This is a genomic window from Thalassotalea hakodatensis (assembly GCF_030295995.1).
Taxonomy (GTDB): Bacteria; Pseudomonadota; Gammaproteobacteria; order Enterobacterales; family Alteromonadaceae; genus Thalassotalea_C; species Thalassotalea_C hakodatensis.
In genome coordinates this window covers 243,649-259,948 of sequence record NZ_AP027365.1, presented here as the reverse complement: position 1 = coordinate 259,948, position 16,300 = coordinate 243,649, and the positions used below count along the sequence as shown (strand labels likewise).

Genomic DNA, 16,300 nt, shown 5'->3' with positions numbered 1-16,300 from the left:
CTTCAATACTAGATTTTATTTAACAACTCAGTGGTTTTCGTTTTTTGTGCTTCTGTTACTGGTTTTACTTTTAATAGTACAGATTTCGCTTCATTCTTACGGCTATTTTCAAGTAAGTGTTCAACGTAATTTAACGAAATGTCTACGTCTTGTCCTTTAGATAAATCATAAGCTTCTTTCGATTTATTTAGCGCTTCACGCTTATCACCAGATGCCCACAATACTTTTGCATAAGTGTCGGCAATATTAGGCACATTGGGTGCGAGTTCATATGCTTTCTTCGCATAAGTTTCCGCTTTATCTAGTTGGTTATTTTCTAATGACAACCACGCCAGATTATTTAACGCGACGACGTTTAAAGGTTGCTTACTCACTAACTGCTCATATTGAGCAATAGCTTTTGAACTGCTTTGTTTCACATAATAATTGGCAAGCAGATTACGTGCGGGTAAATCATTTTCATGAGTTTCTAAGTGTTTTTCTAGCCCAGCTATCGCATCTTTCTGATCACCAGAGCGACTTCGAGCAATTGCAAGCAATACCGCATTTTGACTACTTGGATAACCTTTATAGTACTTTGTTAACCCTTTTACCGCCTCAGGTAATTTACTGTCAAGCAGTGCAATACGTCCGTGAATGCCGGCAAGCAAGTTTTCATTTAATGCGTCAGTATCCATCTCATTCAACAACCTTTTAGCCCGTGCTGCATCACGATTATCGAGTAACAATTGCATTTTAACTAATTGAACATTCGTATTATTTTCGTGAGGGCCGGCTAATGCATTATTGATAACCGTTAATGCGCGACCAGCATCTTTTGCTTTCACATAATAATCAGCTAATAAAAACACCGGTTCAACATGATAAGGGTTTGCCGTTATCCACTTATCTAGGGTTGCTTTTATTTTCGCGCCTTTTTTCAACTTGTGATATGCAAAAATTTGTAACTGCCACACTTTTTTCGGTGTTTTAAAATCAAGCGTTAGCTTGTCTGCAACGTTTAAAAGGGCTTGTACGTCGTCGGCATCAAGCAACGCTTGCATGTATAACGGGGCATAAGTATTTTTATTTTCTGCGGCTTCAAATGCCATTTTTATTGCGGCTAACGCTTCTGCATTTCGTTTTAATGCATAATTGTTATGTAAAGCTTTCAGGTTATTTGGGTGTTCTTGAATAGCTTGTTGCGCGATTTTTTCTGCGTCGGCTTTTTTATCAAGCTTCATTAACACTGACGTTATTTCAGTTAATGCGAATGCATTATTTGGCACAACGTCTAAGCTTTTTTTCAACATATCATGTGCTTGTTCAAATTCATTTTGGCGTATATGAACAGCTGCTAACATGTTATAGCCATCAGCTTTTTCAGGATTTTTTTCTTGCCATTGCCTTGCAATATCGGCGGCTTCTTCATAGTTTTCACGATCTAAAGCAACGTAAGCCAGTGCTAATTCAGCGCCAATTAAATCCGGGTTTTTCTCAAGGGCGGTTTTTAAATCATCAACACCTGAGAAATCGTCCATCAATAGTTTTAACAACCCTTTACGGCCAGACGACTTAGCAGAAGAAAGTTCAGAATCAGCTACTCGTTGAGCAATAATTTTAGCTTCTTCTTTTGCCCCCATACTAAATAAGCTAAAACTAAGCGAGGATAAGAATTCCTGATCTTTTTCAGAAACAGGTGTATAGCCCTGTAAAGAATCAGTAATATTTTCAATAGCACCTAAATGAAACTGGCTAACCGCGTACATTTTACGGGCCGAATGCTCAGGAATTAACTGATGAACAATAGCCCCTAAATGTAAGTTGGCCTGTTCATATTTTGCTAAATAAAAAGCACTTGCGCCAGCAACTAAGCGTAAATGAGGCTTCATATATTGGCTATTGAGGCCAACCTCAGCATATTTTAAAGCTTCTTCATAATCTTTTTCAGCAAAGCGAACTAGCGATTTAACATAGTTGGCTACAGGCTGTTGAGACATTGCCGATAAAATTAAATCTGCATACTTTTCTGCTTCTAGGTATCTATCGGTTTTCACTAACGTGTCGGCGAGTAATAAGTAAACTAATTTTGATTGTGGTTGCAATGCTAAATATTGTTCAAAATGTTGAGCAGCGGTTTCATAATCAGCTTTTGCTATCGCAATTTGCCCTTGCAACATCACCGCTTCTGGAATGTCAGCTGTTAAATTTAAACTTTTATTCACTAATGCAGAGGCTCTATCGAGCTCTTCATCTAACATGGCTATATACGCATTAGATAAAATAGCATAAGGGTTAGCAGGTAAACGTTTATCAGCTTCTTTTGCTGCTTGTTTCGCTAAATCAGGCTGTTGTGTTTTAATTAGCGCTAAAGTTTTATATGACAAATATTCAACTTGCTGTTCATCTGGAAGTGCTGTTGATGCTTCGGATAAGCCAATCACACCCTCGTTATCATCAGCAATAAGGTATGCTCTGGCTAACGATGGCACTAAATCTCGCCCGGTAAATTTCAAAGATTGAGCTTTTTCTAATTCTTTTATTGCGCCAGCACTTTCACCTTGCGACAAGTAAAGCTTACCTAAACTAAACCTTGCTTGTGGGTTTTTCATGTCTAATTGAATGGCATTTTTTAGCGCTATTTCAGTTTCTTTTAATTTTTTTTCCGACTGATATTGTTTTGCTTGTGCAAGATGATCTTCAACAGTAAGGGTTTCACCACAGCCAGCCAGTGCGACCATAACGGCTAATGATATTGCTGCTTTTTTATTTAACATGAGAATTCCCTCTTTCGTTCTATTTATTTTTATATTGTGTACTTGGCGTCTAACAGCGAAGGTAGCCTGTTGATAATTTACTCTATTTGTATAGCAATTACCGTAAAACTGCTAGTCTAAACCTTTTTTAATTTTGCTTTAATGTCATTACTTAACTTATAGAAAAGCTCACATTACGTGAGCTTTATTATGGTTAACCGCGAGTATTAAGCAGCGGAATATTGACCTCTAATTTACTGTAACAGGTATGGTCTGTTACGAGAATGAGCACATCAGCCCACGCTTCAATATCAGCAATGCTATCTTTTCTAGGGCAGTCCCACTTAGGAACAAACGGGTCATGGTAACAAACGTCAACACCGGCTTTATTAAAGCAGTCTAAAATAGCGTCAGCGGGTGTTTCTCTACAATCATCAACATTCGCCTTATACGCGACACCTAAAATACCAATACGTTTTCCCTTAACGGCAGAAAGCATTTCTAACGCTTTTTCACCAATCACATAAGGTCTTTCATCATTGATCTTTCTTGCTAATCGAACAAAATCACCTGATTTAGTGTTTTCAACTAAGAACCATGGATCGATCGGTATACAATGACCACCCACTCCAGGCCCTGGTGTTAAAACATTCACACGCGGATGGCGATTTGCCAGTTTTATCACTTCGTACACATTTACATCTAATTCTTCAGCAATTTGTGCAAGTTCGTTCGCAAAGGCAATACCCACATCTCTTGAGGTATTTTCAACTAATTTAACACATTCGGCTGTTGTCAGGTCAGTTAAGAATACTTCACCATTCACAAAACTTTGGTAAATGCGTTTTACTTTTTGTTGCGCTTCACTGCTTGATGCACCAATGATTCGATCATTGTTAACTAACTCATGCAATGTTTGGCCAGGTATTGCGCGTTCAGGGCAGTGCACTACATCAATTTGCAATCCAGCATCAGCAAAGCGTTGCTCAACCGCTAAACTGGTTTGCGGCGAAATAGTAGATTCAACAATAACCGTTTGACCATCTTTGGCTACCTTTGCAATGGCGTCTGCAGCACTGAACACATAGCTACGATCACAAGCATTGTCTTTGTGGGGGGTGGGTACTGCCACCAAGTATGTATCAGAAGAAGGAATAGACGTTGATGCTTTCAAAAAACCTTGTTCTACGACTTTCTTAATCAGTTCAGGCATGCCTACTTCATCAAACGGACATTCACCACGATTAATTGAATCTACTTTGTCTTGGCTTAAATCAATACCGGTTACCGAGTATCCAGCTTGTGCGATTAAACTCGCAATAGGTAAGCCCATATAGCCCATACCAACAACAGCAAGTGTTTCATTCTTAGCAACAATCTTCTCTTGCAAGTCGACTTGTTCAGTACCAGTAATAATATCTAAAATGGTTTCAGCAACATGACCATCACCAAAGGGGTTCTCCCAAGAAAAATCACCTTTTGCTAACCATTTTTCTGCTGCTGCTAATGCTTTATCGCCATCTAAACCGACTAATACATTAGCGCCAACTTCAATTGACTCTGGTCGTTCTGTATTTTCACGTAAAGTAATACAAGGTACGCCCAATAAACACGCTTCTTCTTGAATACCACCTGAGTCGGTCAGAATTAATAGCGCATGTTTCTGTAATTGAATAAAGTCTAAATAACCAATAGGTGGTAATAGTTTTAAGTAACTTGGAACTTCAATGCTAAATTCTTTTAACTTTGCCTGTGTTCTCGGGTGAATCGGCCACACGATTGGTTGGCTATATTTAGCGTGTAGTTTATCAAATAAAGCGAGTAGCGCTTGTAAACTTGCAGGTGTGTCAACATTAGATGCACGATGAGCGGTAACTAAAAAATAGTTTTTATCGGTAACACCTAGGTCAGCTAAAATCTTACTTTTTTCCGCTGAAATTTCTAAATGTTGAAATAGTGAATCTGAAACCGTGTTACCCACAGTGAAAATATTGTCAGCATTAATCCCCTCTTTAGACAATATTTTATGTTGATTAGGCCCAACTGCGAATAAATAATCACTGATGTGATCCGTCATGATACGGTTGGTTTCTTCAGGCATGGTACGATCATAACTACGTAAGCCTGCTTCAATATGTCCGACTTTAATACCTAATTTTGATGCCGCTAAGGCACCAGCAAGTACCGTATTGGTGTCACCTTGTACAAGAACAACATCTGGCTTTTCATCCAGTAAAATCGGTTCCATTTTAATTAAAATATTACCGGTTTGATTACTATGTAAACCAGAACCTACACCTAAATTGTAATTGGGCTGTGGTAAGTTCAACTCTTTAAAAAAGATGCTATCCATCTCTTCTGAATAATGCTGGTTTGAATGAATAATAAAGTAAGCCACACCACGCTTTTGACACTCACGAACTACTGGTGCCATTTTGATAATTTCTGGGCGTGTCCCAACAACAATCCCTACTTTCATGCTTCAATCCTTACTAATAAGCTTATCTTTGACTTAAAAATGTTATTTAACATTGTTTAGATACCAAGGCATCGCTTCTAAGATGCCCTGTTGAATTTTATACCCTGGCGTATAGCCTAATTTCGTTGCTGCTTTTGATATATCAGCTTGCGAATGTCTTACATCACCAGCACGAAAGTCTCGATATTCTGGCGCTTGCTCTACCTTCACCCCGTTATCGATTAACGCGGTTTTAATTGATGCAAATAAATCATTTAATGTAGTGCGGTCACCTACAGCAACATTATACACTTCATTTTTCGCATCTTTCGCTGCCGTTGCTGCTAAGATGTTCATTTGCACCGTATTTTCAATGTAACAAAAATCACGACTGGTTAAACCATCGCCGTTAATAAATACTTGCTCGTTTTTAATCATCGCAGCCGTCCACTTGGGGATCACCGCCGCATAGGCACCGTCTGGGTCTTGACGCTTTCCAAAGACATTAAAATAACGCAAACCTATGCAGTTAAAATCATAGGTTCTTGCATACACACTTGCGTATAACTCGTTAACATACTTAGTCACAGCATAAGGAGACAATGGGTTTCCGATATTTTCTTCAACCTTCGGTAATGCTGGGTGGTCGCCATAGGTAGAACTACTGGCTGCATAAACAAAACTAGTGACCGAATGCTGTTTCGCGGCTTCGAGCATATTGAGAAAGCCGGTAATATTAGCTGCGTTAGTAGTAATAGGGTCAGCAATGGACCGAGGCACTGAACCTAATGCCGCTTGATGTAAAACATAATCAACGCTATTGGCAGCATTTTGGCATGTTTCAAAATCTCGAATATCACCCTTAATAAAGTGAAAGTTTTGCCATTGCTCACTGCTAACGCTTTGTTGGACTTCGTCTAAGTTTTTCTGATAACCGGTGGCAAAATTATCTAACCCGATCACTTTCTGGTTCAGTTTTAATAACGCTTCTAATAAATTAGAGCCAATAAACCCTGCAACACCGGTAACTAGCCAGACTTTAGGACTGGCTAATAATTGCGTTTTTACTGTTTCAAATGATGACACTGTTTAATCCTTTGTACGTTTACAGACGCATATCTACGTGTGATTTATCCAACACACATTTTAAGTCATACAACACATGGTTTTCTCGGCCAAGTGCTTTAATTTCATTAATATCCATGTCTTTAAATTCGCTGTGTGCGACCGCAAGAATAACACCGTCGTATTTACCTTTTTCAGGCGTTTTAGTGAGCGAAATACCGTATTCTTTTTGTGCTTCTTCACTTTCACATAGCGGATCTACAACATCAACGTTAATATTGTATTCTTTTAGCTCATGAATAATATCGATTATCTTTGTATTACGTAAATCAGGACAGTTTTCTTTAAAAGTTAACCCCATAACGAGCACATTTGATTGATCAACCTGAATACGCTTTTGCAACATACCTTTAACTAATTGCGAAACCACATATTGCCCCATGCCATCGTTAAGGCGTCGGCCAGCAAGTATCATTTCAGGGTGATACCCTACCGCTTGCGCCTTATGGGTAAGGTAGTATGGATCAACGCCAATACAGTGGCCACCAACCAAACCAGGACGAAATGGCAAAAAGTTCCATTTTGTACCCGCCGCTTCAAGCACTTCTAACGTATCAATACCTAAGCGATTAAAAATAATCGATAGCTCATTAATAAGTGCGATATTGACATCACGCTGGGTGTTTTCAATGACTTTCGCTGCCTCAGCAACACGAATAGATGATGCTTTGTAAGTACCGGCAGTAATAATACTGCGATATAAGGCATCGACTTTTTCAGCAACTTCAGGCGTAGAGCCTGAAGTAACTTTTAAAATTGAGGGTAAACGGTGTGTTTTATCACCCGGATTTATACGCTCTGGAGAGTAACCTACGAAAAAGTCTTGATTGTACGTTAAGCCAGATACTTGCGCTAAAATAGGCACGCAATCTTCTTCTGTGGCCCCTGGATAAACCGTTGATTCATATATCACTGTCGCATTTTTTGCGATAACACCACCAAGCATTTCTGACGCTTTAATCAGCGGCGTTAAATCAGGTTGCTTGTGTTGATCAATCGGCGTTGGGACGGTAACGATATAATAATCGCAACCAATAATATCTTGAGTGTTAGATGAGCAAGTAAGTTGCGTTGCTTCATTTAGCTCTTCTCGATTTACTTCGAGTGTACGGTCAATACCTTGATTGAGTTCTTGAACACGAGGACCATTGATATCAAAACCAATAGTTTGAAACTTTTTACCAAATTCGACCGCTAAGGGTAAACCGACATATCCTAAGCCAATAATTGCAATTTTAGGCTGAAAAACTGATTCCATATTCTTTACCAAGCAAAATGTGATTCTTTTTTGTTTTATCTATCCGAAACAAAACCGCTGTTTACTTACGTTAATAAGTTGCTACAAAATATTAACACCTTCACCATTGTAGCGATAATGATTAAAATTAACTAGATATAATCGCATTAAAGGTTTGTTCTGCCACTTGTTGTTTCCAACGGGGCGACGCAAAGGTGTGATTAGCACCCGCAATAGTGATTTCACTACTGAAAGTTAGCGTTTTCCACTGAGCGTTATGCTGCCTTAGCTGGCAAAACTCTTGTGCCGTTAAGTCTTGCTCTGCCAAAATGAGATGAGATTGACCAGTATACTGTTGTAACCCCGCTAACATGCCATCAACAAATGAGTCTTCCTGCTGTTGATTGGCCAATGCTTTTTGCTGTGCGATACCTTGTGCACTTCGAAAAATATTTAACTTACCCGTCATAAGCTTTTTCCAAAAACTGATATCACGCAGTCGATGCCAATAATAATGTGTTAAATACGCTTGGGCTTCAGTCGCTGGCTGTTTTACCCATGGGTTTAGTAACACCACATGATTAATCGAAGTTACTTGCTCTGTTTTTAAAAATAAAGCGATAGCAGATGCTGCATCACACAAACCCCACAGGGCGATGTTTGTTTTGGGGTATTGGGTCTTAAAAAAGGTTACTGCCGCTGAAATATCAGCAACAGTATGTTCAAAAGATTGTATTTCACCTTCGCTATCACCAGCACCACGATAATCAAATCGTAAGACCCTTAAACCTTGGCGAGTCAAATGTCGCGCAATTTGAACAAACATTCGATGGCTGCCAACCCGCGTTTGTGGGCCCCCAACAACCATGATCACGCCCTGTTTAGCATGTTCTACCTGATGTAAAATACCCTGTAGTTGGGCTTCACCACATTTAAAATTAACAGGAGTTTCTTGACTATTTTTCATCGTCAAGCCATTGCATTGTTTGTTTGAGTAAATCAAGAGGTAGAGTCAATTCAGAGGCCTGCCAAAACTTTGCTTGTTGAAACACTTCAAGCGAAAAATTGCGATTTTGCTCTACTGATTGATATAAGCGGCTACGTGCTGCTGATACGGGCACTTGCATGGAAAACTCGCCCCAGAAAATATTTGTATTTATTGGTAAACTTATATTGATCGCAGCTAATTCGTTCAATAACAACGCTGATAATTCATACCCGGCAATAAGTGATAGCGATGCTTCACCAATGTATTGGTCATCATAAGGTTGCAATTTAGCCATACGCTTTAATTGGTTAAGGTATTTTTTACCATTAAGCTCTGGGTGCCACAGTATAATTTCGTGAGCACATTCAAACAGTGTTTCATTTAGCACCAGCGCAGCAGAACAACAGGCGAGTAAGGTAACATTCACGTTAGGATACTGTTGTTTAATACTGGAAATTTGTTGAGTAAGTTCAGAACGCCACGTAGCAATGGAAGCCTCTGCCAACTCTCCTTGACTATCTCCTGTGCCGGAATAATCAAAAATAACTGACGCGATTCGCTCAGTTGCTAATTGCTGGGCAAATTTACTATAGACGTGACGAGTGTTATTCGCGTCTTCAAACAATGGCGGACAAAACATCACTAAACGGTCAAATAACGCAGGTAAACGAACAAAGCGATATAATTCAGTTGAGTGTGTTGAATAAAAATGTGCGCCAGATTGAAGCATTAACGTTCGCTACTGACAAGCGCAACAATAGTATCGACAGATTCAAAATTTTCAGCCGTTACATCGTCGTCATCTAAGGTTAAATCAAATTGATCTTCTAATTCACCAATAAGGTTTACGATAGTCATGGAGTCAAACTCAGGCACCACGCCAATAAGTTCAGGATTGCTTTGCCAATACTGTTGGTTATAACTCGGCATTAAGCCAGATAAAATTTCTATGAGTTGTTGTTTAATGTCACGTTGAGTCATCCGAGTTTTTTCCTAACCATCCTGTTAATGTTCTTTTTATGTTAACCAATACGCTATATCTTAACCACGCCAGTATGCCAATAATCGACTTGGTATTAAACACCAAATAACGATAACGGTACTGCTTTTCACTCATCCAATCTTGTTTATAGCGCTCATCACCCATACCAAATTCTATGTGACGCATACCACAATGCCTTAACACATGTTTTGTCATATATTCAGATAATAAACTCCCTACTGACAATGATGAAAATTGCGGGTCGTAGGCTAATTTAAAAATAGAAACCTGATCTTGTTGCGTAAACCATATTTGAGACGCTGCTGGAGTGTCATCAATGTATAAGGTTGCAAAGCATAGCTTTTGTTGTGCCTGTGCGCTTAGGCAGGTAGCAAGAATAAAATCATCACTAAATTCTTGCCCTTTCCAGCTTTGTTGATAAATTGCTTGATAGTCAGTAAACATTTGCTTAACGCTTGTTGGATCTTGTGCAATTTGAAAACGATAATTATGTTTAGTTAGTTGCTTATTTTTACGTTTAAGCGTGTTTTTTAATCGACTTGGCCTTGCTGAAAAATAGGCTTCTTCAGAATCAACATCGCGAATAAACCAATTCGTTTGCTGTGCAACCACCGTATTGAAATAATGAAGTTTAAGACGATTGTTAACGATGGGGCCAAGTTCAAAAAAATGCCAACGATTAGCTTCAATAATGTGGTCATATAGTAATTGCCCACTTTCTGGAAAGTCACTGTGAGTTAATAAGCTGATTTCTGTTGAATAAAAGCTCATTAAATTTTTAAACACCTTTGCGCCTAAAAAGCCTTGCTCTTGATAAAGTGGTAGTGCCGCAACCAGTTGTTCATCACACCATAAGGTATGTAACTTACAGCGCTTTTTCGTTACATATTGCTCGGTAGCTTGCAACCAAACAAGCGAATGTTCAAACAGTTGCGGTGATAAGCGCTGTTGCCAATATTCTTCGCTTAAGTCACTCAGCGATAGAATACGATATTCCATGTTCATTACTATTGTCGTAATAATTGAAGTACTTCATCAGTTTTTATTTGCATCAACGCAAGATCTCCCTTGGTTTCTACATTTAATCTGACGACTGGCTCAGTATTGCTTGAACGTAGATTAAAGCGCCAGTTATCAAATGACACACTTATACCGTCTACGTACTCAATCTCAACTGCTTGTGCTTGGTAATACTCAAGCACGCGAGCAATGGCCTTTTTCGGTTCAGCAATGGTGCTATTAATTTCGCCTGGGGAAGGATATTTAGCAATGCGATCTTGCACTAAAGCAGAGAGTGGTTGTTTTTTAATACACAGTAACTCCGCCACTAAAAGCCAAGGGATCATACCGCTGTCACAATAGGCGAAATCTCGAAAGTAATGATGTGCACTCATTTCACCACCGTATATTGCATCTTCCTCGCGCATACGCTCTTTGATAAAAGCATGGCCGGTTTTACTCTGTATTGCTTGACCACCACTTTGTTCAACAATATCGATGGTATTCCACGTTAAACGCGGATCATGAATAATTTTCCCGCCTGGCTGCTTAGCTAAAAAGTTTTCGGCGAGTAACCCAACAATATAATAACCTTCAATAAAGCTACCGTTTTCATCGAACAGAAAACAGCGATCAAAGTCACCATCCCATGCAATGCCCATATCTGCTTGATGAGTTTTTACAGCATTTGACGTAACTGGTTGGTTTTCATGCAGTAAAGGATTAGGTATTCCATTGGGAAAGGTACCGTCAGGCTGATGATGAACCTTGATAAACTCAATTGGAATATTGCGTGTGTTAAATGCTTGTTCTATGCAGTCTAACGCGGGGCCAGCTGTCCCATTACCAGCATTCACGACAATTTTTAACGGTTTGATATTCTCAAGTTCAATATAACTTAACAAGTGTTCAGTATAAGCGTCAGAGATATAATGAGGCGTTATCGTTCCTTTTAAAACAGGAGTAACAAACTCACCACTTTCTGCTAGCGCTTTAATATCAAATAACCCAGTATCACCAGAAATTGGCTTAGAATGCTCTCTGACTAATTTCATACCGTTGTAATCAATAGGGTTATGACTCGCTGTCACTACAATACCGCCATCACATTTTAAATGGCTGGTGGCGAAATAAATGTGTTCAGTACCGCTAAGACCTAGATCAATAACGTCAGTGCCACCATCCATCAAGCCATTCGCCAGCGCTAACTTTAATTCTTCACTGGTTAATCGAACATCACCACCAACCACAACAGTTTTCGCTTTGGTGTGTTGAGCAAACGCTCGGCCAATACGATAAGCAATATCAGCATTAAGCTCTTCGCCTAACTTGCCACGAATATCATAAGCTTTAAAACAGGTTAAATTTTCTTTTGTCATCATGATTTATCTACTATTAACTACGTCCGTATCTATCTTCAAAGCGTACAATATCATCTTCACCAAGGTAACTACCTGATTGTACTTCAATCATTTCTAAGGGGAGCTTTCCAGGGTTTTCTAGTGCGTGAACTTCACCAATCGGAATATAAGTAGACATATTTTCACTCAAAAGCGATGTGGTTTCACCAATCGTCACTTTCGCAGTACCTGAGACAACAATCCAATGTTCAGCGCGGTGATGATGCATTTGTACTGAAAGTTTTGCCCCTGGTTTCACGGTAATGCGTTTTACTTGGAAGCGCTCGCCCATGTCGATAGAGTCATATTTACCCCAAGGACGGTACACTTCTCGCTGAAATGACACTTCGCTTCTGCTTTGTTGCTTTAATTGTTCAACAATGGCTTTAACATCTTGTGCTTTATCTTTATTAGCCACTAATACCGCATCTGGCGTATCTACAATAACCAGATTTTCGACTCCAACAGTAGCAACCAATTTATGTTGGCTGTTGATATAACACTCCGAGGTTTCATGCGTTAATACATCACCAACAAATACATTCGATTTCTCGTCACTTTTATCAAGTACATCAGCTAACGCCCCGTATGAACCCACATCGCTCCAGCCAGCATTTAGAGGCACAACCGCGGCATTTGACGTTTTTTCCATAACCGCATAATCAATTGATTCACTCACACAAGATAAAAAGGCAGACTTTTCTGGTCGAATAAAATCTAAATCTTGTTCAGCACCACTGAAAGCTTGCTGACATGCAACTAATATTTCTGGACAGTATTTCTCTAATTCATCAATGAAGCATGACGCTTTGAACAAAAACATACCGCTATTCCACAAGTAATCACCAGAAGCGACGTATTGTTTAGCGACATCAAGCGCTGGCTTTTCAACAAACTGTTTTACTGAATGAAATTGTTCGCCATCGTTGCCATGTTGAATGTAGCCATACCCTGTTTCAGGTTTATCCGGCACAATACCAAAGGTGGTTAATTTATCTTGCAACGCTGCTGCTGTTGCATGTTCAATCGCTTGATGAAATGCGCCATGATCAGAGATTACATGATCTGCTGCTAGCACTAATAACATCGCATGCGGATTATCTTTGATTGCCTGCAAAGCAGCTAAAGCGACTGCAGGTGCAGTGTTTCGACCTTCGGGCTCAAGCAAAATTGTGCTGTTATTGGCATCAATTTTCCTTAATTGCTCAGCAAGCATAAAGCGATGTTCTTCATTACAAATAAAAATACCTTGGTTAATCGTTTTAGGTAATCGAAGAACTGTTTCTTGCAACATTGAGTAAGAAGAGGTTAACGGTAAAAATTGTTTCGGGGTATAGGTACGTGATAATGGCCAAAGTCGAGTACCACTTCCACCACACAACACCACAGGAGTTATGACAGGTTGATCCATTTGTCTTCCATAAACGATGAATTTAATTATAATGTCATCATAAGTGATTTATTAATGCTTCGAAAGTACATTTACTAAATGTATTATCAATCATAGGCAGATAGTTAAATTGCAATCACGAAACATAATACGAAACGCAAGGAAGTTAGGTGTTATTTAATTCGGTTGAATTTCTTTTCTTTTTTTTACCATTAACCATTTTGTTGTTTTTACAAATAGCAAAGCGTTACGGCAATGAGCCTGCAATTGCGGTGCTGGTGGCGTGCTCTTTATTTTTTTACGGTTGGTGGAATCCGATTTATCTTTTATTGTTACTTGCCTCAATGGGGTTTAATTACCTATTAGGCGGGATGTTGGGTGGTCGCTCAAAACATAAAGGGTTACTCATTTTCGGTATCGCGGTAAATTTGTCCGCTATCGCGTATTTTAAGTACGCTGGATTTATACTCAATAATGTTAATAGTGTATTTGATGTTGATTACTCCATTGGCAATATTATTCTGCCACTAGCAATTTCATTTTTCACCTTCCAACAAATTGCCTATTTAGTTGATTCATACAAAGGTATCACCAAAGAATACAGCTTTTTACACTATGCGTTATTTGTGTCATTTTTTCCGCAACTTATTGCTGGCCCCATCGTTCACCACAAAGATATGTTGCCGCAATTTGAACGAAATAAAGCCTTTCAGTTAAACGCGAACGATGTCGCCATTGGCTTGTCTATTTTTGCCATTGGCTTATTCAAAAAAACGGTGATTGCTGATGGCATTGCCATTTATGCTACCCCAATATTCTCAATGGCGGATGCTGGTGAAAGTATCGATTTTTTTACTGCTTGGGGAGGTGCACTAGCCTATACTTTTCAATTATATTTTGATTTTTCTGGTTATTCAGATATGGCTGTTGGCTTGGCACGAATTTTTGGAATTGTGTTGCCGTTGAACTTTTATTCCCCCTATAAAGCGGCTAATATTTCAGAGTTTTGGCGGCGATGGCATATGACCTTATCTAAATTTTTACGCGATTATGTGTATATTGCCTTAGGCGGTAACCGAAAAGGCCAAGTTTCTCGCTATACCAATTTATTAATTACCATGTTACTCGGTGGCTTATGGCATGGCGCAGGTTGGAATTTTGTCATTTGGGGCGGTTTACACGGTTCATACTTAATTATTAACCACAGCTGGCAACACATGATAAAGTCTAGTGGGGTTTCTTTTGTAAACAGTATGTTATACCGCTACTTGGCTTGGTTTATCACGATTATTGCCGTGATCATCGGTTGGGTATTTTTTAGAGCCGTTACATTAGATGGTGCACTAAACATGTTATCTGGTATGGCTGGGTTAAACGGCATATCCATGCCAAACGCGATTTATGTTAAATTATCTCCGCTTCATCAAGTATTAGATTCTTTAGCTATTACTCCTACGCTCGGCGGCGGTGCAGTTTTTGTTAAAACTTGGCTTTGGATAATCACATTAACGCTTGTGGTATTAGTACTGCCTAATATACAAGATATGTTTGCCAAACATAAAGCGACTTTAAGCACGCTACAGTTTGATACTACTAATGCTATTTGGCCCGCCAAAAAAATAGCACAGCAGCTTCAATTTTCGTATTCAACAAAATTTGCTTTTCTTTCTGCGTTAGCGTTTGTTTTAGGGTTATTGACGCTCAACCAGGTAAGTGAATTTCTATACTTTCAATTTTAACTATGACTTATTTAAAGAAATTCAGCTTCATTACCATTCTTTTGCTCATTGGGGTTGGCGGTATTAATTGGTTTATTGATCCCTTTGGTATGTATTGGTCACCAACGATTTCAAATATCAATAAAGTGAAACCAGAAGCAAGCAACCGAGTGCGCATCAGTAAACCTTATCGCGTTGAACACGTTAAGCCTGATGTATTATTGATGGGTAATTCCCGAGTTGAAATGGGACTGTCGCCCTACCACCCTGCTTTTGAAGGTAAAAAAGTCTATAACCTAGGGTTAGCTGGCGCTACGCTGCATTCACAAATTGATCACATCTATCACGCAATTAATACGAGTCCCAACCTTGAAACCATTGTATTTGGTTTAGATTTTTTTGATTTTCTGGTTACCCCCACGGGCAATGAAACCAATGCCACCAAAACGAGTTACGGACACCGTATATTTTCAGCCGAAGGTTTTAAACACGCCAAAAAACGTTATACAGAACGTTTAGCATTAGTCTATTCAGTCGATGCGCTCATCTCATCGCTTTTTACCATGAGCCAGCAAAATTCTGTTGTGGACAGTATTGGACCTTTCGGTCTCAACAGTGCCCAATCGTATATTAATATTGTTAAATCTGAAGGGAAAAAGCCTCTTTTTAAACAAAAGCTGGGGTTTGTAAAAGAAAAGTTAAGCCAAAAGCCATGGCAGTTAACCAGTAACGAGGGCACGCCTATAAGCCCTAAATTTGAAAAGTTACTTGAATTAATAAACGTGGTGCAGAGTAAAAAAATCACCCTACACCTATTCATTAACCCTTACCATTACAGCTACTTACATGCTATTGATCAACAAGGTTACTTTGAACTCTATTTACAATGGAAAGCAACTCTTGCAAATGTGGTACGAGATCATCAATCTCAATACATAACGTTGTGGGATTTTAGTGGTTTTAATCAATATACGTTAGAACCCGAAAAACTAATGCAGCCACATCAAGCAATGCAATGGTATTGGGAACCTGCTCATTATAATGTGGAGCTCGGTAATATACTGATAAGTAGTATCTTTTCAGGTAGCTCATCTGATTTTGGTCAGCGCCTTGATAATCAAGCACTAGCGCCTAATTTGAATACAGAAATACAGGCTTTAAAAAACTCGGTTCATCATTGGCATCAACTGCGTGAGCAACTACAATTAATAGTTATACAGTGACGTACATTTTTCAGCAATTTTAGG

At 39.1% G+C, this 16,300-nt stretch carries 12 protein-coding genes; 2 read left to right on the top strand and 10 right to left on the bottom strand.

The window, feature by feature from the left end; translation table 11 throughout:
• Positions 1–8 precede the first annotated feature (8 nt).
• From prsT to QUE72_RS01035, 10 genes are all read right to left on the bottom strand, one after another.
• Positions 9–2,756 carry an XrtA/PEP-CTERM system TPR-repeat protein PrsT gene (gene prsT / locus QUE72_RS01080; protein WP_286270998.1) on the bottom strand — a complete coding sequence of 916 codons (2,748 nt, stop codon included), beginning with the start codon at positions 2,754–2,756 and terminating at the stop codon, positions 9–11.
• Between the two features lie 193 nt (positions 2,757–2,949).
• On the bottom strand, positions 2,950–5,214 hold the full coding sequence (wecB, locus tag QUE72_RS01075) for a non-hydrolyzing UDP-N-acetylglucosamine 2-epimerase (protein WP_286270997.1): 2,265 nt from the start codon (positions 5,212–5,214) through the stop codon (positions 2,950–2,952).
• Positions 5,215–5,256: 42 nt separating this feature from the next.
• Positions 5,257–6,279: an NAD-dependent epimerase/dehydratase family protein gene (locus tag QUE72_RS01070; RefSeq protein WP_286270995.1), complete on the bottom strand. Its 1,023-nt coding sequence runs from the start codon at positions 6,277–6,279 to the stop codon at positions 5,257–5,259.
• A 19-nt stretch (positions 6,280–6,298) separates the two neighbouring features.
• Positions 6,299–7,576 carry a Vi polysaccharide biosynthesis UDP-N-acetylglucosamine C-6 dehydrogenase TviB gene (gene tviB, locus QUE72_RS01065; RefSeq protein ID WP_286270993.1) on the bottom strand — a complete coding sequence of 426 codons (1,278 nt, stop codon included), beginning with the start codon at positions 7,574–7,576 and terminating at the stop codon, positions 6,299–6,301.
• A gap of 127 nt (positions 7,577–7,703) precedes the next feature.
• Positions 7,704–8,522 (bottom strand): hydrolase 1, exosortase A system-associated, encoded by an 819-nt coding sequence (locus QUE72_RS01060; protein ID WP_286270991.1) that lies wholly within the window; start codon positions 8,520–8,522, stop codon positions 7,704–7,706.
• Positions 8,512–9,273, bottom strand: a complete 762-nt coding sequence (locus tag QUE72_RS01055; RefSeq protein WP_074497685.1) for an alpha/beta hydrolase family protein — start codon at positions 9,271–9,273, stop codon at positions 8,512–8,514. The genes QUE72_RS01060 and QUE72_RS01055 overlap by 11 nt, the downstream gene beginning before the upstream one ends.
• Complete coding sequence (locus QUE72_RS01050) at positions 9,273–9,524, bottom strand: phosphopantetheine-binding protein (protein WP_074497682.1); 252 nt, start codon at positions 9,522–9,524, stop codon at positions 9,273–9,275. The genes QUE72_RS01055 and QUE72_RS01050 overlap by 1 nt, the downstream gene beginning before the upstream one ends.
• Complete coding sequence (locus tag QUE72_RS01045) at positions 9,511–10,545, bottom strand: GNAT family N-acetyltransferase (RefSeq protein ID WP_286270987.1); 1,035 nt, start codon at positions 10,543–10,545, stop codon at positions 9,511–9,513. The genes QUE72_RS01050 and QUE72_RS01045 overlap by 14 nt, the downstream gene beginning before the upstream one ends.
• 8 nt (positions 10,546–10,553) lie before the next feature.
• Complete coding sequence (locus tag QUE72_RS01040; protein ID WP_286270986.1) at positions 10,554–11,927, bottom strand: phosphohexomutase domain-containing protein; 1,374 nt, start codon at positions 11,925–11,927, stop codon at positions 10,554–10,556.
• Positions 11,928–11,940: 13 nt separating this feature from the next.
• Positions 11,941–13,341 carry a mannose-1-phosphate guanylyltransferase/mannose-6-phosphate isomerase gene (locus tag QUE72_RS01035; RefSeq protein ID WP_456126517.1) on the bottom strand — a complete coding sequence of 467 codons (1,401 nt, stop codon included), beginning with the start codon at positions 13,339–13,341 and terminating at the stop codon, positions 11,941–11,943.
• Between the two features lie 164 nt (positions 13,342–13,505).
• Here QUE72_RS01035 and QUE72_RS01030 point away from each other — a divergent pair, with 164 nt between their 5' ends.
• Positions 13,506–15,074 (top strand): MBOAT family O-acyltransferase, encoded by a 1,569-nt coding sequence (locus QUE72_RS01030; RefSeq protein WP_286270982.1) that lies wholly within the window; start codon positions 13,506–13,508, stop codon positions 15,072–15,074.
• 2 nt (positions 15,075–15,076) lie between these two features.
• Positions 15,077–16,276: a hypothetical protein gene (locus tag QUE72_RS01025; RefSeq protein ID WP_286270980.1), complete on the top strand. Its 1,200-nt coding sequence runs from the start codon at positions 15,077–15,079 to the stop codon at positions 16,274–16,276.
• Positions 16,277–16,300: the final 24 nt, after the last annotated feature.

Coding starts and splice junctions, on each gene's coding strand:
- prsT (WP_286270998.1), bottom strand. CDS start 2,756: ATGTTAAATAAAAAAGCAGCAATATCATTAGCCGTTATGGTCGCACTG.
- wecB (WP_286270997.1), bottom strand. CDS start 5,214: ATGAAAGTAGGGATTGTTGTTGGGACACGCCCAGAAATTATCAAAATG.
- tviB (WP_286270993.1), bottom strand. CDS start 7,576: ATGGAATCAGTTTTTCAGCCTAAAATTGCAATTATTGGCTTAGGATAT.
- QUE72_RS01060 (WP_286270991.1), bottom strand. CDS start 8,522: ATGAAAAATAGTCAAGAAACTCCTGTTAATTTTAAATGTGGTGAAGCC.
- QUE72_RS01055 (WP_074497685.1), bottom strand. CDS start 9,273: ATGCTTCAATCTGGCGCACATTTTTATTCAACACACTCAACTGAATTA.
- QUE72_RS01050 (WP_074497682.1), bottom strand. CDS start 9,524: ATGACTCAACGTGACATTAAACAACAACTCATAGAAATTTTATCTGGC.
- QUE72_RS01045 (WP_286270987.1), bottom strand. CDS start 10,545: ATGGAATATCGTATTCTATCGCTGAGTGACTTAAGCGAAGAATATTGG.
- QUE72_RS01040 (WP_286270986.1), bottom strand. CDS start 11,927: ATGATGACAAAAGAAAATTTAACCTGTTTTAAAGCTTATGATATTCGT.
- QUE72_RS01025 (WP_286270980.1), top strand. CDS start 15,077: ATGACTTATTTAAAGAAATTCAGCTTCATTACCATTCTTTTGCTCATT.